General features: G+C 67.3%; 15 protein-coding genes and 1 pseudogene. 4 read left to right on the forward strand and 12 right to left on the reverse strand.

Translation table 11 applies throughout. The features are described 5' to 3' along the window. The first annotated feature begins 248 nt into the window (after window positions 1-248). Window positions 249-869 (forward strand): Rho termination factor N-terminal domain-containing protein, encoded by a 621-nt coding sequence (locus ACYSM9_RS17770; RefSeq protein ID WP_461858278.1) that lies wholly within the window; start codon window positions 249-251, stop codon window positions 867-869. A gap of 64 nt (window positions 870-933) precedes the next feature. Here ACYSM9_RS17770 and ACYSM9_RS17775 read toward each other — a convergent pair whose 3' ends face one another. From ACYSM9_RS17775 to ACYSM9_RS17820, 10 genes are read right to left on the reverse strand one after another with little or no spacing between them, the layout of a single operon-like run. After that, window positions 934-3,228, reverse strand: a complete 2,295-nt coding sequence (locus ACYSM9_RS17775) for a gluconokinase, GntK/IdnK-type (RefSeq protein ID WP_461858279.1) — start codon at window positions 3,226-3,228, stop codon at window positions 934-936. 10 nt (window positions 3,229-3,238) lie between these two features. Then, window positions 3,239-4,468, reverse strand: coding sequence for a D-mannonate dehydratase ManD (gene manD, locus ACYSM9_RS17780; protein ID WP_461858280.1), 1,230 nt, complete (start codon window positions 4,466-4,468; stop codon window positions 3,239-3,241). 36 nt (window positions 4,469-4,504) lie between these two features. Continuing rightward, entirely contained in the window at window positions 4,505-5,911 is a 1,407-nt protein-coding gene (locus ACYSM9_RS17785; RefSeq protein ID WP_461858281.1) for a mannitol dehydrogenase family protein, read from the reverse strand. Continuing rightward, a complete protein-coding gene (gene uxaC, locus ACYSM9_RS17790) occupies window positions 5,908-7,311 on the reverse strand; it encodes a glucuronate isomerase (protein WP_461858282.1) in 1,404 nt (467 codons plus the stop codon). Before uxaC ends, ACYSM9_RS17785 begins: the two co-directional genes overlap by 4 nt. Window positions 7,312-7,314: 3 nt before the next feature. Next, window positions 7,315-8,220, reverse strand: a complete 906-nt coding sequence (locus ACYSM9_RS17795; RefSeq protein ID WP_461858283.1) for a sugar phosphate isomerase/epimerase family protein — start codon at window positions 8,218-8,220, stop codon at window positions 7,315-7,317. A 4-nt stretch (window positions 8,221-8,224) separates the two neighbouring features. After that, window positions 8,225-9,388, reverse strand: a complete 1,164-nt coding sequence (locus ACYSM9_RS17800; RefSeq protein ID WP_461858284.1) for a Gfo/Idh/MocA family protein — start codon at window positions 9,386-9,388, stop codon at window positions 8,225-8,227. After that, window positions 9,385-10,233 carry a sugar phosphate isomerase/epimerase family protein gene (locus ACYSM9_RS17805; RefSeq protein WP_461858285.1) on the reverse strand — a complete coding sequence of 283 codons (849 nt, stop codon included), beginning with the start codon at window positions 10,231-10,233 and terminating at the stop codon, window positions 9,385-9,387. The genes ACYSM9_RS17800 and ACYSM9_RS17805 overlap by 4 nt, the downstream gene beginning before the upstream one ends. A gap of 2 nt (window positions 10,234-10,235) precedes the next feature. Continuing rightward, complete coding sequence (locus tag ACYSM9_RS17810) at window positions 10,236-11,159, reverse strand: carbohydrate ABC transporter permease (RefSeq protein ID WP_461858286.1); 924 nt, start codon at window positions 11,157-11,159, stop codon at window positions 10,236-10,238. Beyond that, window positions 11,156-12,166 (reverse strand): carbohydrate ABC transporter permease, encoded by a 1,011-nt coding sequence (locus ACYSM9_RS17815; RefSeq protein WP_461858287.1) that lies wholly within the window; start codon window positions 12,164-12,166, stop codon window positions 11,156-11,158. The genes ACYSM9_RS17810 and ACYSM9_RS17815 overlap by 4 nt, the downstream gene beginning before the upstream one ends. A gap of 6 nt (window positions 12,167-12,172) precedes the next feature. Then, complete coding sequence (locus ACYSM9_RS17820; protein ID WP_461858288.1) at window positions 12,173-13,531, reverse strand: ABC transporter substrate-binding protein; 1,359 nt, start codon at window positions 13,529-13,531, stop codon at window positions 12,173-12,175. A 218-nt stretch (window positions 13,532-13,749) separates the two neighbouring features. On the opposite strand from ACYSM9_RS17820, the gene ACYSM9_RS17825 reads away from it, so the two are divergent. Next, a complete protein-coding gene (locus tag ACYSM9_RS17825) occupies window positions 13,750-14,802 on the forward strand; it encodes a LacI family DNA-binding transcriptional regulator (RefSeq protein WP_461858289.1) in 1,053 nt (350 codons plus the stop codon). Between the two features lie 234 nt (window positions 14,803-15,036). Here the strand turns inward: ACYSM9_RS17825 and ACYSM9_RS17830 are convergent, their stop codons facing one another. Then, complete coding sequence (locus tag ACYSM9_RS17830; RefSeq protein WP_461858290.1) at window positions 15,037-16,284, reverse strand: FAD-dependent oxidoreductase; 1,248 nt, start codon at window positions 16,282-16,284, stop codon at window positions 15,037-15,039. Beyond that, window positions 16,277-17,578, reverse strand: coding sequence for an MFS transporter (locus ACYSM9_RS17835; RefSeq protein ID WP_461858291.1), 1,302 nt, complete (start codon window positions 17,576-17,578; stop codon window positions 16,277-16,279). The genes ACYSM9_RS17830 and ACYSM9_RS17835 overlap by 8 nt, the downstream gene beginning before the upstream one ends. 49 nt (window positions 17,579-17,627) lie before the next feature. Between ACYSM9_RS17835 and ACYSM9_RS17840 the strand changes: the two genes are divergently transcribed. Together ACYSM9_RS17840 and ACYSM9_RS17845 are read left to right on the forward strand one after the other, a co-directional pair. Beyond that, window positions 17,628-18,443 carry an IclR family transcriptional regulator gene (locus ACYSM9_RS17840; RefSeq protein WP_461858292.1) on the forward strand — a complete coding sequence of 272 codons (816 nt, stop codon included), beginning with the start codon at window positions 17,628-17,630 and terminating at the stop codon, window positions 18,441-18,443. Window positions 18,444-18,543: 100 nt separating this feature from the next. Then, window positions 18,544-18,961: pseudogene (locus tag ACYSM9_RS17845) on the forward strand (cupin domain-containing protein); the annotation flags it as partial.

Consider the following 18,961-nt stretch of genomic DNA (forward strand, 5'->3'; position numbering starts at 1 on the left):
GATGCACGCGCCCCTCTCGGGCGGGGCGTGAATCAACTCCTTCATGGCAGGGTCCGGCAACGGAGCCGGGATTGCCACCCTAGCCCCGCCCCTGGCCTGGGGCGCGGCATTCTGGGTGCTGGCCGCCGTCGTAATTTTGCTGCGCCCCACGCATAGGAGCCGCGGAGGGGGTGCTTGACGCCGCATTCCTCACCGGCTAGAAAGTAAGTAACCTTACTATTTGCTGTTCTGGAACGGGAGGAATTGCGATGAGTGACAAGCCAGGCAACCAGACGCCGAACACCCCCGACGTCAGTGAAACCGAACTGCGCAAAATGATAGTGGACGCGCTCCGCCAGGAAGCCCAGGACGAGCACATCTCCGGCGCCTCTGGCATGCGCAAGGAAGAATTGGTGAAGGAGGTGGCCGCGGCCCGGCAGGAGGGCCACGACGGCAGCCGGAACCAAAGTACCCGCCCTGACGCGAAGGACCCGGAAGACTTGGGCGCCGGCCCCGACGGCGGCAAGGTCCGCTACGGGGATGAATCGTCAAAGTCGTTGAAGTACTCCCAGGAAATCACCTCCACGGAGGAGGAACCGGAGCGCGAAGGCCGCAGCCTGGCAACCACGCACCACGAAGTGATCCGGCAGTGGGCCGAAGAACGCGGCGGCGTCCCGGCCACGGTGGACGGCACCGAACACGGCGACCATCTGGGCGTCCTGCGCATCGATTTCCGCGACAAGGACGCCAACCTGCGCGAAGTCAGCTGGGAGGAATGGTTCAAGACCTTCGACGACCGCCGCCTCAACTTCATCTATCAGGAACAGCGGACCGACGGGAACCAGTCCAACTTCTTCCGGCTGGAGAACCCGGAGCGTGAAGACGCCTAGTAACGCCGGAAGCACACAGGAGGCGCCGCCGCTGTTGCGGTGGCGCCTCCTGCCGTAAACACCCCTAAAGACGCGTGTCGAAAGACCCGCAGAACACGTTCTCGTTGAACGTCCCCTGGAATTCGGATTTGCCCTGGATCTTCTCCACGGCAGCCCTGATGGCCTCCCGCGTTCCGGCATGGGCGTGGACCGCTGTCCTGATCATCGGCACGTCGATCAGGTGGTTCGGCTGGTTCAGGGACACGAACACCGTGGGCACCTCGGTGGCGTACCACGGGATCTCCGCGGCCATTGGCGAGGACCACTTGATCCGGATGGCCGCCTCCTGCGCGAAGCCTTTGACATTGGCAAACACAAATGCGGCATCGTACTTCTCCGCGTAGTCACCGGTGGCTTCCTCTGCCAGGACCCTCATGAAGTTCATGCCTGCCTCCCCCGCCGCCTCGCGCTGCTCCGCCGTGCGGAACAGGTGCACCTCGAACCCGGCAGCCTCCAGTTCCTCCTTCACCACGTCCAGGTACGCCAGGGGGTCGGCCCGGGTGAAGTCGGCACCGCCGGAGATCCCGTACAGCCGCACCCGCGGGTGGGTTTCCGGGGTGATCGGCAGGTTCCCGGCGGTGTCCTTGACCAGCGTCACTGTCTTGTCCGCGATCTCAGCAGCAACGGCGCGGTGCTCCGCAGACCCGATGACGGCAAGCGCGCCGGCGGGCGGCACGAGTTCGTCCAGGGGCTTCAGGTGCAGCCCCAGCGAGGCCTTCAGCCCAAGGATCCGCCGCAGCGCGTCATGGAGCCGCTGCTCGGTGATGATGCCGGACTTGTAGCCGTCCAGCATGTACTGAAAGTCCTCGGCGGGGTTGCGGAAGAACAGGAACATGTCGCAGCCGGCCGCGATGGTGGCGGGAACCAGGTCCCTGCGCTTCAACGCCTGCGTCAGGCCCACCATCTGCGACGCATCCGTCAGCACCAGCCCGTTGAATCCGAGTTCACCGCGAAGCAGGTCCTGCAGCAGTTCCGGGGACAGGGTGGCCGGCAGAATCTCCGCGTCGGACATGCCCGGCCGGAAATGCCGGGATACTTCGGGCGCACCGATGTGTCCCACCATGATGGACTGCACGCCGTGCGCGATCATCTCCCGGTACACGTGCCCGTACGTCCGGTCCCACTCGTCATAGGAGAACATGTTGTAGGACGTCACCACGTGCTGGTCGCGCTCGTCGACGCCGTCGCCCGGGAAGTGCTTGATGGCGCAGGCGGTGGGAGACTCGCTGATCCCGTCGAAATACTCCTTCGCACGCTCCACCACCACCTCCGGCGTATTGCCGAAGGACCGGGTGGAAATGACCGTATTCCGCCAGTTGTAGTGGATGTCCACGATCGGCGCAAAGGCCCAGTTGCAGCCCAGCGCCGCCGTCTCCACGCCTGCCACCCGTCCCATCTGCCGCGCGATGCCCTTGTCCGGGTGCGAACCCGACTGCAGGTGCGTGCACACGAACGTGCCGTCGTCGCAGCTTCCGGCGCCGCCCATCTCCGGGTTGGAAGCGATCAGCAGCGGAATCCGGGACCTCGACTGCGCATACCGGATGTGCTCCTGGACCGCAGCCGAGGGCCCGGGACGGTACCGCATGCCGCCCACGTGGAAGTTCTCCAGCACGCCGTCGAGGTACTCCGGGGAGTAGTCGTTGTTGTGGTTGATGAACAGCTGCCCGATCTTTTCCTCGAGCGTCATGGCACCAATCGTGCCCTCCACCCAGGCGACCGCCCCGGCGTCGAGGTTGAACGGAGCGGCGGCAAGGTCGACGTCGAACTGCCGCCCACTGGTGCGCCGGGCACCTTGCACGGACACGCCCGGGCCGGGATGTACGACGGCGGCGATCCCCTTGAGTGCCCCGGCCACGACGTCGGCGACGGGCGCGGCGATGTCCACCACCACCCCGCGCTCGTCCTCCTGCAGCGGTTCCAGCGTGGCGAGCTGGGAGTCCAGCAGCGCCGGCGGCATGAAGTGCCCTGTCCGGCCTTCGGTGCGTGCCTTCAGGACCTCTTTGCTGCCGTTGAGGTGCAGGAAGATGGTGTCCGGCGCCTGCTCCCGGATGGCGTCGCGGTAGCTTCGCTTGAGCGCGGAGCAGGCAAGCACCAGTCCGCCGTCCCCGGCGGCAGCCAGTTCGCGGCCGACGGCGGCGAGCCAGGGCCAGCGGTCCTCGTCCGTCAGCGGTGTGCCGGCGGCCATTTTGGCGACGTTCTCCACAGGGTGGAGCGCGTCGCCGTCGAGGAACGGGACCCCGAGATCGCGGGCTACGAGGTCGCCGATGGTGGTCTTGCCGCAGCCGGAGACCCCCATGACGATGATGCGGTGCTTGGTCATTGCGCGTGCCTTACCAATCGTGGACGGTACCGTCGACCAGGCGGTTGTAGGGCAGGTACGCCTGCTGGTACGGGAAGGCCGCCGCAGCTTCTTCGTTGAAGTCGACGCCGAGGCCCGGGTTGTTGCCCGGATGCAGGTAGCCGTCCACGAACGTCATGGACTGCTCGAAGACCTCGTTGGTCTTGTCGGAGTGCTGCATGTATTCCTGGATGCCGTAGTTGTGGATCGCCAAGCCCACGTGCAGCTGCGCGGCGAACCCGACCGGGGAGATGTCGGTGGGGCCGTGGAACCCGGACTTGATCTGGTACTGCGCGGCGAAGTCCATGACCTTCTTCAATGGGCTGATGCCACCGAAATGGGTGGAGGCGGCCCGGACGTAGTCGATCAGCTGCTCCTTGATCAGGGTCTGGTAGTCGTACACGGTGTTGAAGATTTCACCGATGGCCAGCGGCGTGGTGGTGTGCTGCCGGACCAGGCGCAGGCCCTCCTGGTTCTCGGCCGGGGTGCAGTCCTCCAGCCAGAACAGGTCATACGGCTCCAGCGCCTTGCCCAGCTTCGCCGCCTGGATCGGGGTCATCCGGTGGTGCCCATCGTGCAACAGCGGGATCTCCGGGCCGAACTCGTTCCGCACCGCCTCGAACACGGTGGGCAGGTGCCGCAGGTACGCGCGGGTGTCCCAGTCCTCCTCCACCGGGAACGCGCCGCGTCCGGCGGGCTCGTAGTCGTACCGCTCCCCCGACGCCTGCGCCTGCGCGGCCACACCGTAGACGGCCTTGATGCCGGGCACGGCGGTCTGGATCCGGATCGACTTGTACCCGAGCTCCAGGTGCTCGCGCACCGAATCGAACAGCGACGGGATGTCCGCGCCCGAAGCGTGACCGTACGCCCGCAGCCCGTTCCGTGACGCGCCGCCGAGGAGCTGGTACACCGGCATCCCGGCGAGCTTGCCCTTGATGTCCCACAACGCCATGTCCACCGCGGCGATCGCCGCCATGGTCACGGGCCCACGCCGCCAGTACGCGGACCGGTACAGGAACTGCCAGGTGTCCTCGATCCGGTGCGGGTCCTTGCCGATCAGCAGCTGCGCAACGTGCTCCTTCAGGTACGCGGCGACGGCGAGCTCGCGGCCGTTCAGGGTGGCGTCACCGATACCCGTCACACCGTCCTCGGTGGTGATCCGCAGCGTGACGAAGTTCCGCGACGGGCTGGTCACAAACACATCGGCGGCAATGATTTTCATGGGAGAAACTGTTCCTTCCGGACGTAAAAACGGGGACTAAAGAGGTGCGGGGGCGGCGGTTTTGGCTGCGAACGAGCCACGGAGCCCGTGGACCAGGGCAACAATGTCCGGGTCATCGGCGAGGCCGGCGCTGACCAGCCGGAGCAGGGCTTCCACCCTGTCCTTGCCCTCCAGCGTATTCGCGTCGCGGATCGAGGTGGCGAGCGGGTCCTGGAAGTCGCCGGTGGCGCCGGCATAGTCGATCCAGGCGGCGATCATCAGCGCGCTGCCGGCACCGCTGCGCCCGGCCGCCCGTTCCGCGGTCAATGCCGGTACCGCGCGCATCCGCAGCTTGGTGGTGGCATCCGCCGCGATCTGGGCCAGCCGATGGGCGATCCGGGCGTTGCCGAAGCGTTCAAGCAGCGCCTGCCGGTACGCCGGAACGTCCAGTTCCTCACCGGGCAGGTGCCGGGCTGCCTCGTCCCAGAAATCCTCCACGGCCTTCCGGCAGGCCGGGTCCGCCAGGGCGTCGGCCACCGTGGCATGGCCGCGGAGCTGCCCCGCATACGCCAGCATGGAGTGGGCACCGTTCAGGAGCCACAGCTTGCGGTTCTCATAGGGTTCAATATCGTCCACGACGACGGCGCCCGCATCTTCCCAGCGAGGCCTTCCGGCGGGGAAACCACCGCTGAGCACCCAGTTCCGGAACGGTTCGGCCACCACCGGAGAACTGTCACGGTAGCCGCATTGGTCGGCGACTTCGGCGATGTCCGCGTCCGTGGTCCGCGGCGTGATCCGGTCCACCGAGGTGCTGACGAAGCTGACGTTCGCCCCGATCCACTCCGCCAGGTCCGCACCCCAGGCGGATGCCAGGCCCAGCACGGCGCGGCGCGCCACCTCGCCGTTGGCCGAGAGGTTGTCGCAGCTGACGACGGCGATCGGTCCCGCGCCGCTGTCGCGCCGCCGGGCGAGGGCCAGCACCAGGCGGCCGAGCGGGGTTGCGGGCGTGCCCGCTCCCCCGGACGCCGCTGCCGACAGCGCACGGAGGTCATCCGCCACAACCGGCGCGTCGGCGTCGAACGTTCCATCCGCCGCCAGCCCGTAGGCTGCCTCGGTGATGGTCAGCGTAACGATCGCGGTGTCCTTGGCAGCCACCAGCCCGCACAGCCGGTCGGTATCGGCGCCGTCCACCGCCTCGACGATGCTGCCGATGACTTCAAAGCCGTCTCCGTCCGCCGATCGCTCCACCAGCGTGTAAAGGCAATCCTGGGCGGACAGCGCCTCCGCGGCATCCGGGCGGCGGCCGGTGAACGCCGCGATCCCCCACTCCGCCGCGTCACCGGCATGCTGGGTGTACCAGGCCTGGTGGGAGCGGTGGAACGCGCCCAGGCCAAGGTGCACGATCCGCACCGGCGGCTTCGGCAGCGGCTTCAGTTTCCGGTCCAGCCCGGGGATGTCATTCACAGCTTGAACACTCGCCGCGGGGACGCGTCCACGATGTCCACGATCAGTTCGTGCGCCCGCTCCTCCGTGATCCGGTGCTCCGCCACCAGCCGCGCCAGGAACGAAGCCTCAATCCGGCGGGACGTGTCATGCCGGGCCGGGATGGAGCAGAACGCCCGGGTGTCGTCGATGAAGCCGGAGGACCGGGAGAATCCTGCCGTCTCCGTGACCGCCGAACGGAAGCGCAGCATGGCGTCCGGTGCGTCGAGGAACCACCACGGGGCGCCGAGGTAGACGGACGGGTAGAAGCCGGCCAGCGGCGCCAGCTCCCGGGAGAACACCGTCTCATCGAGGGTGAACAGGACCAGGTGGAAGTCCTTGGCCGTGCCGAAGTCCTGCAGCAGCGGGCGGACGGCCTCGGTGTAGTTGACCGCCACCGGAATGTCGTGGCCGGTGTCTGCGCCGAAGGCCTCGAAGGTGGGCGCGTGGTGGTTGCGGAACGAGCCCGGGTGGATGGTCATGACCAACCCGTCCTCCACCGACATCCGGGCCATCTGGTAGATCATGTGCGCCTCGAAGGCGTCCCGGTCCGCAGCAGTCGCCTGGCCCGTCCTGCCACGCTCAAAAAGCCGCTCCGCCTCGCCGTCGTCCAGCTTCAGCGTGGCCGGGGTGAAGACGCCGTGGTCAGCCGAGACCGCGCCGCGGTCCACGAAATGCCGCCGGCGCGCCTCCAGCGCACGGATGTAGCCCGCGTAGCCTGAGGCGCCGTCCCCGGCCGCGCCGATCAGGCGCTCCACGTTGTCCTGCCAGGCCGGATGTGCCATGTTCAGGTACTGGTCCGGCCGGAAGGTGGGCAGCACCCTGCCGGGAAAGGACGGGTCCGCCTGGAGCGCGGCATGGCTGTCCAGTGAGTCCAGCGGGTCATCGGTGGTGGCCAGCACCTCGATGTTGAACTCCTTGAACAGCTCCCGCGGCCGGAACCCCGGCTCCGACAGTTTGGCCTGCAGCGCATCGTAGAGCCGGTCCGCATTGTCCGCGGACGGCTCCTCCGCAAGGCCGAAGACGTGCGCGAACTCCTGCCGGATCCAGTACCCGGACGCGGTTCCCTCGAAGTGCGGCCACGCCTCGCAGAAACGGTGCCACACCTGCCGTGAATCGGCGGGCTCGCTGCCCAGGCCCAGCTGGTCCATGGGCACCCCGCCCGCGTGGATCAGCCGGGTGACGTAATGGTCGGGTGTGACCAGCAGTGCTGCCGGGTCGGGAAAGGGAGTGTTCTGCTCGATGACCGCGGCGTCAACGTGCCCGTGCGGAGAGATAATGGGCAGCCCCTCCACCCGGGAAAACAGCGAACGGGCTATCCCGCGGACCCCGGGATCGGCCGGAAGGAGCCGGTCCGGGTGGTCCGCTATCGGCTGTCCCATGGTTCAACGCCTCCCGGCCGGGACGGAGAGCCCTGCCAGGGCCGCCGTGGATCGGAGGTAGTCCAGGTTGTCAGCCGTCCGGTCCGCCAGCGGGAGCTCGGTGGAGAAGTCCTCCACGGTCACCCAACCGTCGTAGCCGAACGCGGCGAGCGCCCTGAAGTACTCCAGCACGCTTCCCTGGCCCGAGCGCAGCGGCGCCCATTCGTTCCGGTAGATGGCTGCGCCGGATTCGTCGGATTCGCCACTGTTGACCCAGACCGCGTTCTTGACGTGCACGTGGGCCAGGTAGTCGCCCAGGAGTTCGAACGCGGGAAGGTAGTCCTCCTGGCCTTCGATCAGCAGGTTGCCGAGGTCGTGGATGACTCCCACGTGCCGGGGATCCAGCCCCTCGAGGAGGCGGCGCGCGGAGGATGCCGACGCGGTGATGGTGCGGTGGTGCAGTTCCACGAGCGCCTTCACGCCATGGTGGGCGGCCCGGTCGGCGATCCACTCGAAGTCCCGGCGGGCGGCGTCGAAGAGCTCCGGGTAGGGCGTGCCGCTGGCCGGTTCGTTGCCCCATGCAGCGGTTCCCAGCGGAGGCGTGGTCACCCGCACCTGGCCGGCTCCAAGTTTGGCGGTCGCGGCAAGCATCCGGTCCACGTCCGCGTGGTTGTCGCACCGCGCGTACCCGCCCACCCCGGAGAACTCCAGTCCGGCTTCACGGGTAATGGCGGCGATCCGGTCCAGGTGCCCTTCCATGCCGGTGAGCGGAACCGTGGCCTTGTTGCCGGCCCAGAAGCCCGGCTGCGGCGCGTCGACCTGGTCGGTGATGCGCCATTCGACGCCGTCCCAGCCCTGCGCGGCGAGCTGCTGCACTGCCTCTTCGGGGGTCCATTCGGGGGTTGATGCTGTGAATACTGAGAACTTCATCGATTCAGGCGCTTTCTGCCGGTGTGCTGCCGGTGCGGACTTCGAGATCGTTGTACTTGCCGGCGAGGACGTCCTCGAAGAGGACGGGCTGGCCCAGGGTGGCCGAGACGTAGACGGAACGCACCGCGGCGAGGGCGTTGACGGCGTCGCTGACCGTGACGCCGGGCTGTGTTCCCCCGGCAACGGCGGCCAGGATGTCCCGGTACTGCCGGACGTGGCCGGCAGGGTAGACGGTGGGATCCGCCGCCTTGTAGTCCTCCTCCGGGTACTTCGCCAGTTCCCCGTCCGCCTGGTTGCCGCCGCCCTGCAGGCCCATGTCCGCGGACTCGCCGCCGGCATCGCTGCTGTGGAAGTACTGCAGGCGGTCGTTGTCCACCACTGCCGAACCTTCGGAGCCCATCAGCTGGACGCGGACGGTCAGGCCCGGGTACGCGGCGGTGGTGGCGTGCAGGACTGCCAGGCCGCCGTTCTCGAAGGTGACGGTGGCTACCGCCGTGTCCTCCACCTCGATGCGTTCGTGCGCGAGCCGTGCGGTGTGCGCGAAGATCTCCACCGGGCGGCCCATGAACCACAGGAGGAGGTCCACGGTGTGGACGCCCTGGTTCATCAGCGAGCCGCCGCCGTCCATGGCCCAGGTGCCGCGCCAGTCGCCGGAGTCGTAGTACCCCTGGCTGCGCCACCAGGCCACGGAGGCGATGGCCGACGTCAGCTTGCCGAAGCGGCCGGCGGCGATCGCCTTCGAGACGGCGACGCTGGACTGGTCGAACCGGTGCTGGCTGATGACCGAGGCGACGATGCCCTTGCCGGCGGCCTCCTTGGCGGCGGCCTCGATTTCCTGGGCCCGGCTGAGGTCCACGTCGAGGGGCTTTTCGATCACCACGTGCTTCCCGGCCGCGAGCACCTCCAGGCTCTGCTGGATGTGGAGGCCGCTGGGGGTGGCGAGGGCCACGAGGTGGATGTCCTCGGCCGCGAACGCTTCCGCCTGGGTAGTGTACAGCGCAGGCCGTGGACCGCCGTGCTGTTCGATGAAGTCGGCGAGCGCCTCGGCAGCCGCCGGGATGGCGTCGATGAGGGCAACGATGCGGACCTCGGGGAATTCACGGAGGGCAACGGCGTGGGTGCGGCCGATGGTCCCGCATCCGGTGATGGCGACGTTCAGGGTGCTCATGCGGTCTGGACTCCTGCTTCTGCGGTGACTTTTGCGAAGGCGCGTGCCGCGATGCCGAACGCGGTGGGGCCGGAGAACCCGCCCAGGCCGTGGGCGCCGGCCAGGTGCGGCTCCAGGGAAGCGAATCCCTCGTAGCCGTCGGCTTTGAGGGCCTCCACGGTCTTGAGGACGTCCCCGTCGCCTTCACCGGCTGGGGTTACGTGGCCGTTGGAGAAGAGCGCGTCCTTGACCTGGAGGTATTCCAGGTGCGGCCGGAGCTTGGCGTAGCCCTCGTCGAACGGCTTTACTCCCACCTGGACGAAGTTGGCGGCATCCCAGGCGACCTTGAGGGCCGGCGAGTTGACGGTCTCGATGATGTCGAGGACGCGGTCCGGGGTGTCGCCGAAGATGTCCTTTTCGTTCTCGTGCAGCAGGATCACGCCGGCTTCCTCGGCAACGTCGGCCATGGCCCGCATGCGCTCGATGACTGCATCGCGGATGCTCTCCACCGGCACCGATTCGCCGTAGTAGAAGGAGAAGATGCGGATGTACCGGGCGTCCAGGACCTTGGCGGCGTTGACCGCACGGCGCAGGCGCTCCACCTCATGCTCCACCGGGAGGCTGACGTCCACCTTTCCGATGGGCGACGCGATGGCCGAGACCTTCATTTCCTTCTCTGCGAGCAGGGCGGCGAGGGCCTGGAGCTGTTCGTCGCTGAGGTCCACGATGTTGGTCCCCCACGCGCTGCGGACTTCGATGTGGTTGGCGCCAAGGGCCTGCAGCACGGCGATCTGGACTGCGGGGTCGTCGTCGATCTCGTCGCCGAAGCCTGACAGCTGCCAGGTGACCTGGGTGGTCGAAACCATGGTTATTTAACTCCTCCGGCGGTCAGCCCGCCTACTAGGTAACGCTGGAAAATCAGGTAGAGAATGACCACCGGCGCGGCGCACACCAGCGCCGCCGCCATCATCTGGCCGTAGTAGGGAATGGCGCCGCCTTCCTGGGAGGCACCGAAGATTTGGAGTGCGACGGCGGCGGTCTGGCTTTCGGGGCGCGTCATCACCGAGGCGAACAGCACGTCGTTCCAGCCGAGCAGGAACGCGAAGATGCCGGAGACAACGATGCCGGGCCAGCTCAGCGGCAGGATGATGCGGAAGAGCACTCCGAGGTTGGATGCGCCGTCGATCCTTGCCGCCTCTTCCAGTTCCTTGGGAAGTCCGCGCAGGTAGGTGACCATCACCCAGGTGGAGAACGGCATCGCGAAGGTCAGGTAGGTCACGAACAGGCCCCACTGGGTTCCGATGACCTGGATGCCCAGGTACGTTGCGGCCGAGGAGAACAGGACGAACACCGGCAGCACCATCAGGGTTCCGGGAACGGACTGCAGTGCCAGGAGGCCGCGCAGGATGGTCAGCCTTCCCCGGAAGCTGTAGCGGACCAGGACGAATGCGGTGGACACGGACAGCGCCGCGGAAACCACGGCTGTTGCGCCGGCCACCAGGACGCTGTTGGTCAGGCCGGTGGCCAGGCCCACGCTGGTCCAGATCTTCGAGTAGTTCTCGAACGTGACCGAGGACGGCCAGAACTCGCCGTTGGCCACACCGATGTCCGAGTTCACCGAGGCCAGGAAGATGTACAGCACGGGAGTGAGGACCAGGACGCCCAGGAACACCAGGATGAAGACCAGCAGGGGGGTCGGAAGGAGCCGGAGCACCTCGTGCTGGCGGTGTGAGCCCGGGCGCGGAATCTCCGTGGTGGCCGCACCGCGCCGGACGGCTGTGGTGGTGCTCATTTCTTGGCTCCTGGTGTTTCGGCGTCGTCAAGCTTCACGGCGCGGAGGTAGACGAACAGCGGGATGGCGATGAGCACCAGGGAGATGAAGGCCATCGCCGCGCTCAGCCCGAAGCGGAAGCTCTGGAAGCTGGTCACGTAGGTCAGGATGGGCAGGACTTCGACGTCGGCCGGGGCCGGGACGCCGAACAGCACGAACGGGAGGGTGAAGTTGTTGATGTGGTGCAGCATGCCGATCAGGAAGGCGAGCGACAGCGGACCCTTCAGGTAGGGGAAGACCACGTACCGGAGCTTGTTCCACCACAGTGCGCCGTCGAGTGCCGATGCTTCGTGCACCTCGTGGTCCACGGACTGCAGGCCGGACAGCGCCAGCAGGTAGATGAACGGCCAGGAGGCCCAGATCTGGACCAGGACCAGCGTCCAGAAGGTCTGCGGCCCGTTGAGCCACAGCCCCACGTGGATCCCGACCGTGCCCAGGGCTTCATCGACGATGCCGCCGGGCTGGAGCATGGTCCGCCAGACCGTTGCCACCACGAAGGAGGGCAGGACATACGGGATCAGGAAGATCGAGCGGATCACTGCCCGGCCCTTGAACGCGTTCTGCGTTGCCACCGCGGCTGCGATGCCCAGCGGCAGCGTGACCACCATGGCCAGCAGCGAGTAGCTGACGCTCAGCCAGACGGCGTGCAGCAGCGGGGAATCGGTGACCGCTTCAACGAAGTTCTCCACCCCGATGAGTGGTGCACTGATCCATTTGCGGAGCGTGTACTGGTCCAGGTTGAGGACTGACATGTAGATGCCCAGCAGGAGCGGGACCACGATGATGATAATCATCAGGACCCCGCCGGGGATGAGCATCCAGAGCGGGCGGTTGCGTTCGCTCAGGCCCTTGCGGCGGAGGCCGCCGTTGTTTCCGGGCTGCTGCCCGGCGTCGTCGGTTTTCCGGGGCACCCGGCCTGCGGCGGTATCCACCGCAGGCCGGACTTCATGTGAGGCGTCGGTTGACATCAGAACTTATCCTTTGGAGGCCCGGTCCAGGGAAGCCTGGCCCTTGTTCTGGGCGTCCTTGATCCTTGATTCGAGTGCGGATTCGTCCACCTTGCCGGCGGCCAGGTCCGGAACGGACTGGACGGTGACGTTGAGGAGTCCGAGCTGGATGTCGCCCCAGGCCCCGGTGAACGGCGTGGCCTTGGACTTGGCGGCCGCATCAGCCAGCGGCTTGAGCTTGGCGTCGGTGAGGCTGGCAAGGGCTTCGGCGTTGGCGGGCAGGTCACCGAAGGTCTTCTGGTAGTTCAGCTGCTCTTCCTTGGAGGTGATCAGCTTGATGTAGGCGAAGGCGAGGTCCTTCTGCTTGGAGTAGTCAGCCACCACCAGGTTGTCGCCGGAAAGGATGCTGGCTGCGTCAGTGTCGGACTTGGACTGGGTTTCGCCCGGGGCGATCGTGGGCATCAGGGTGTATTCGTACTTGCCGGCGACTGCCGACTTGTCCAGCGTGGGGATGGAGCTGGAAGTGGTCATCATCAGGTAACCGGCCTTGCCGCTGGCGAAGGCGGCCACGGCGTTGCTGTTGCTCCAGCCAACAGATGCGGGGTCAACAACTTTGTCGTTGGTCAGCCAGCCGAAGTAGGTCTCGTAGGCCTTCTTGACGGTGGGGTCATCCATCTTCAGCTTGTTGCCGTCAACCAGCGGGTTGCCAGCCTGGACGGACATGGCCCAGATGAACTTCCAGGGGTCGTAGTTGTCCTTGTAGCCGGTGGCGATGCCGTAGGTGTCACCGCTGGTCAGCTTCTTGGCCTGGGCTGCCAGTTCGTCCCAGCTGGTGGCGGGCTTGTCGATGCCGGCGGCGGCGAGCAGGTCCTTGTTATAGGCCATCACGAAGGGACGGCTGACGAAGGGGATGCCCGCCTGGTGGTCCTTGTCCGGTCCAGAGATGCCCAGGGCTGCCTGGTTGAACCGGTCCTTGCCGCCCACCTTCTTCCAGTCGTCGTCCGAGAGGGTGACGAACGCCTTGGTGGCATACGCGGTGGGGGTGAACGTGGTGCCGAGCCCGTAGATGTCCGGGCCCTGGCCGGACACCACGGAGGTCTGGATCCGGGTGAGTTCATCGTTGGCGGAGGCGAAGGTTTCGAACTTCACATCGGCGCCCGTTTCGGCCTTGAACTTGGCGGCAATGTCGCTCTGCCACTGCTTCTGCTGTTCCGGGTACTGGCTCAGGACGCCGACCAGGACGTTGAGGGTCTTGCCGGTGCCGTCCACTTTGCCGTCCGAGCCGGTAGAGCCTCCGCTGTTTCCGGAGCCCGATCCGCAACCGGTCAAGGCGAGCGCTGCAGCCGTGACAATCGCCGCAAGCCCAGTAGTCGATTTAAACCTCATTGTTTCTCTCCTCTAGGACACCCACATGGCCACATCCATCGTGTGGCGGACATCACTGCAGGCGACTCGAAAGCCAGTCTAGGAAGGTGGCAAGCATGTGGCAAGCGGTTGCCAAAAGTTGCCATTGGTGCTCAGATGGATGCACCGGAACCGGGACCGTGCAGCAGTGCACCCTGGATCCGGGATTTATCCGGCCACGCGAGGAAAGGCCCGCAGCCATGGCAGACCCAACCACCAAGGCCCGCGCCGGGGGCGCGGCCGGCGGCAGCGCCCAGCAGGAGCGCCAGCCGACCATCCGGGATGTGGCGGAACTGGCCGGGGTGGCGACGTCGACGGTCTCGCGCGCCCTGTCGAAGCCGGACCGGGTGAACGCGCGCACCAGGGCACGGATCGAGGAGGCGGCGGCCCAACTGAACTACGTGCCCAGCTCCCAGGCCCGCGGATTGAGTTCCGGGCGAACCAATGCCGTGGCCGTACTGGTGCCCGACATCACCAATCCGTTCTACTTCGACATCATCCGCGGCACCCAGCACCAGCTCAAGGCCGCGGGCGTCACCCAGCTCCTGGTCGATACCGAGGAGTCCAGTGAGATGGAACTGGACGCGCTGCACAAGATGCGCAAGTCCGCCGACGGCTTCATCCTGGCCGCCTCACGACTGACGGACGCGCAGCTGGCGGAGGTATCGCAGTCCCAGCCCCTGGTGACGTTCAACCGCGCGTCCACCAGCGCCCCCACAGTGATGATCGATACGCCCTCCGCCATCGTCCAGGCCCTGGAGCACCTGGCCTCGCTGGGGCACCACAAGGTCTGCTATGTCGCCGGGCCACCCACGTCGTGGTCCAACCAGATGCGCTGGAAGGTCTTCGAGGAGGATGCATCCAAGCGCGGCATGGAGGTGCACCGGATCGGCCCCTATACGCCGAAGACGACGTCGGGCGCCGCGGCGGCGGACGCCGCCGTCCGGACCGGCGCCACGGCGTGCATCGTGTTCAACGACCTGCTGGCCATCGGGATGCTCCAGCGGTTCAAGGCCCGCGGCATCCGGGTTCCCGAGGACATCAGCATCATCGGCTCGGACGACATCTTCGGCGCCGACTTCTGCAATCCGCCGCTGACCACCATCTCCAGCCCCATTGAGCAGGCCGGCAGGGTAGCCGTGTCCATGCTCCTGGCACAGCTCAACCCGCTCTCCGGAAGCGCCAGCCGGCAGCTGGCCGTCATGCCCACCCATCTGACCATCCGGGAGTCCACGGGCCCGGCGCCGGCCTGATTAGGACCTGCAGGGCACTCCGGTCCTCATCGATTGCTCCATAACTGCCGTTTTGAAGCGCCAAAACGGCAGTTACGTGGGCCCACACCGCAGGGTTCCCTTGCCGGGCTTGCGAGGTTAGGGTGCCGGTGGGTAGCAATGGATGGGGGCTCGTCCCCCACCCAGCCCGAAAAAAGGCGGGCGTACGACGGCGGGAGCCACCCGCCGTCGTACGCCCGCCTTGGATAGCGGTGCTTAGGCTTCCACGAGCTTGGCTCCGGCCGGAACCTCGGCGGGAACGCCGGGCTCGTTGCGGCCGTACAGCCAGTCGTTGTACTGGAAGTTGTTGTCGCCGCGGCTCTTGAAGAGCATGTTCCGCAGCACGCGGGCTACGCCGTCCACGTGCCAGGACTCGCCCCAGACGCGGGCGGTCCTCTGGACGCGGGCGGTCCGGGCGGCGCGGGCGCCGTTGAACTCGCTGAACGCGGCTTCCCAGGCCCCGGGGTTGACGCCCTCATCGGTGAAGACCAGGCCCTGCGTGGCGTCCTGCAGCACGGCGGCGTCCTCCAGCGCCTGGCACGCACCCTGGGCCAGGTACTGCAGCATCGGGTGCGCGGCGTCGCCGATCAGGGCCATCCGGCCGGCCACCCAGTTCTCGATCGGGTTGCGGTCGTACATGGGCCAGCGGATGCCGGTGGCCAGGTTCTTCAGGGCTTCCTGCACCGCCGGGACGCAGTCCGCGTAGGCGGCCTGGAGTTCGTCCACGCCGCCGTACTGCTCCTCGCCGCGCTCGAAGGAGGCGGACTTGAACACCGCCACCGTGTTCAGCAGCTCGCCCTTGCGCAGGGGGTACTGCACCAGGTGGCAGTTGGGGCCGAGGTAGACAATGACGTCCTCCAGGTCGGCGGCCGGGGTTTCCGGGGTGATCGGCACGGTGCCGCGGTAGGCCACGTACGCCGAGTTGACCGGACCGTCGTTGGCAACGGTGCCGCGGAGGGTGGACTTCAGGCCGTCCGCGGCCAGGATGGCGTCGGCTTCGAACACCTCGCCCTTGGCGCTGTAGGCCCGTGCCCGGTCGCCGCCGGTTTCCACCTTCTGCACCAGGACGTCGTTGACCAAGGTGACGCCGGCCGCCTGGCAGGCCTCCAGCAGGATCCGGTGCAGGTCACTGCGGTGGATCACCACGTAGGGGGCGCCGTAGCGGTCCTCGAACTCGCCGCCCAGGGTCTGCCGCGTCAGTTCCTCCCCGGTGACCGCGTCGCGGAACACCAGGTGCTTGGGCTGGACGCCGATTTCCAGGGCCTTCTCCAGCAGGCCCCAGCGCTTGAGGACCCGGGAGGCGTTGGGTGCCATCTGCAGGCCGGCTCCCACTTCGCCGAAGGCCGGTGCAACCTCCACGAGCGTGACGTCCGCGCCGTTTTCGCGCAGGGCCAGCGCCCCGGCGAGCCCGGCCATGCCGCCACCCACCACGAGGACATCGGTGGACTCTTTGACGTTAGACATTGGAAACTCCTACTGCTGGTGATTTCTTGATTTTGGTGCCGACGGCGGCGATCAGGACGGCCGCCGCGGCCGCTGCTCCGGCGAAGGCCAGGAAGTTCGAATTGACGCCCAGGCCCGCGGCGAGCAGGAGCCCGCCGGCCTGCGGGGCGGCGACCGCCCCGATCCGGCCCACGCCCAGCGCCCAGCCCAGGGCGGTGCCGCGAAGGTGTGCCGGGTAGTGGCTGGCCACGGCGGCAATGATCAGGCACTGGGTGCCGTGTGTTCCCACGCCGGCGAGCACCAGCATGAGGTAGACGACGGCGACGGGCGGCCCGGTCACCAGGACCAGCAATCCGACGGCGGCCACGGCCGCTGCCGCGATGGCTGTGGGGATGGGACCGAACCTGGTGCCGGCCCAGGCGGTGAGCACCGACCCGGCCACGGCACCGAGGTTGAGGGCCAGGGCGAAGGTGAGGGCCGAACCCAGGTTGTAGCCGGCCAGCTGCATGAGGTTGGGCAGCCAGGTTCCCAGCCCGTACCAGGCGAAGAGGGTTACCAGGGTGGCGACGGCGAACAGGACGCTGACACCGACGAACGGGGCACGCAGCAGTGACCTGAACCCCACGGGTTCCTTGGCAGCACTGCCGGAGTGCACGGAGTCCCCGGCATCCTCGGAGGGCAGCGTTTCCGGCAGGTAGCGCAGGCCCAGCGGGACCACCACCACCAGTGCCAGCACGGCGACAAGGAACATCACCGGCCAGCCGAACGCCGGAATCAGCGGGATGCCCACCAGCGCGGCGATGGAACCGCCGATGGGAACGCCGGACATCATGAGCGTGGCGATGGTGGACCGCCACTTGTCAGGGACCAGTTCGGCCACCAGGGCGTTGGCCGAGGGCACCAGGCCGCCCAGGCCGACGCCGGCCAGCAGCCTCAGCACGCCGAAGACCGGAGCGTTGGGAGCGAAAGCGCAGAGGATGGTGAAAACGGAAAAGACAACGGCGCAACCGATGATGGTGCGGCGGCGGCCCCAGGTGTCGGACATCCGGCCGGCGAAGACCGCGCCGATCATCATGCCGACGAAGGCCATCGACCCGATGGTTCCCGCCGTGGCCTTGGTCAGGCCCCAGCCGGTGTCGCTGATGAGCGGGCCCTGGACGGTGCCGTAGACAATCAGGTCGTAGCCGTCGAACACGACCAGGAGCCAGCACACCAGGACGGCCAGCACGGAACGCCGGGGAAACCCGGAACGGCCGGCACCCGGCGAAGGGGCGGCCGGGCGCTGCGGCGCTGCAGCGGATGTTGTGTGATTCATGCCACCAACTGTGCTGGCATCCCCCGCGCTGCGCCCATAAGATTCTGTCATGCAGAATCTTCCGGCCCGGCGGAAGCCCACCTACTCCATTGAAGCGGTGGACAACGCCCTGCAGCTGCTCCAGCTCCTCCGGGACGTCGGCAGCCTGCGGCTCAAGGACGCGGCGAAGGAACTCGGCGTGGCCCCCTCCACGGCGCACCGGCTCCTGGCGATGCTGGTGTACCGCGGGTTCGCCGTCCAGGACGAAACCCGCCGGTACGTCCCCGGCCCGGCGATGGGTGCTGGACCGGCCGGCTTCAGCTGGACCCGGCAGCTGCGGGACATCGCCCGCCCGCATATGGAACTGCTGTGCGCCCGCACCAACGAGACCGTCAACCTGATGATCCGGGTAGGCACCAAGGTCCGGTTCCTGGACACCGTAGAGAGCACCAACATCCTGCGGGTGGGCGACCGCCAGGGGACGCTGCTGCCCGCACACAGGGCCTCGGGCGGCAAAGCCATCCTCGCTGAACTGGATCCTGCCGTCCTGGAGCAGCTGTTCCGCAGCCCCAACGCGGAACTGGCCGGCGACTACATTCCCGACGCCGAGTACCCGGCGTTCCTGCGCGAGCTGGAGTCCGTGCGCGCCAATGGTTTCGCCGCCAACTTCGAAGGAACCGAAGAGGGCATCAGCGCCTTCGGGATGGCGCTGCACAACGGCAAGGGCATGGTGGTGGGCGCCTTGAGCGTGGCCACGCCGGTGGCCAGGTTCCGGAAGCTGTTCGACGCCGGGCTGGTGGGCGTCATGATGGAAACCCGGCGGCAGCTCGAGCTGGACATCGCCGCCAATCCGGTGGACCGCGAGGCACCACCCATCCCCGAATAAACTCCGCTTTTCTGCTCTACAGAATATGCTCGGGATCACACCCCAAACTCCTTAGTGTCGAAAGCACGTCGCAGTCAGTCCGCACGCAAGGAGAAGGCCAGTGTCGATCAGCGCTGAAAACCAAACGCACGAATCCGTGGCGCAGGAACACCACGTTCCCGAGCCCACGCCGGAGGAGGCTGCCCAACTGGAGCAGCTGTACCGGGATTTCGATAAAGAGAACCTGATTCCGCTGTGGACGGAGATCGCGGACCTGATGCCCACGGTCCCCTCCCCGAAGGCGGTCCCGCATGTGTGGCGGTGGGAGGACCTGTACCCGCTGGCCGCCCGCGCCGGGGACCTGGTTCCTGTGGGCCGCGGCGGGGAACGCCGCGCCATCGCTTTGGCGAACCCGGGCCTGGCCGGCACCCCGTACGCCACCCCCACGCTGTGGGCGGCGATCCAGTACCTGGGCGGCCGCGAGACCGCCCCGGAGCACCGGCACTCCCAGAACGCCTTCCGCTTCGTCGTCGAAGGCG

The sequence above is a fragment of the Arthrobacter sp. C152 genome (assembly GCF_054890965.1).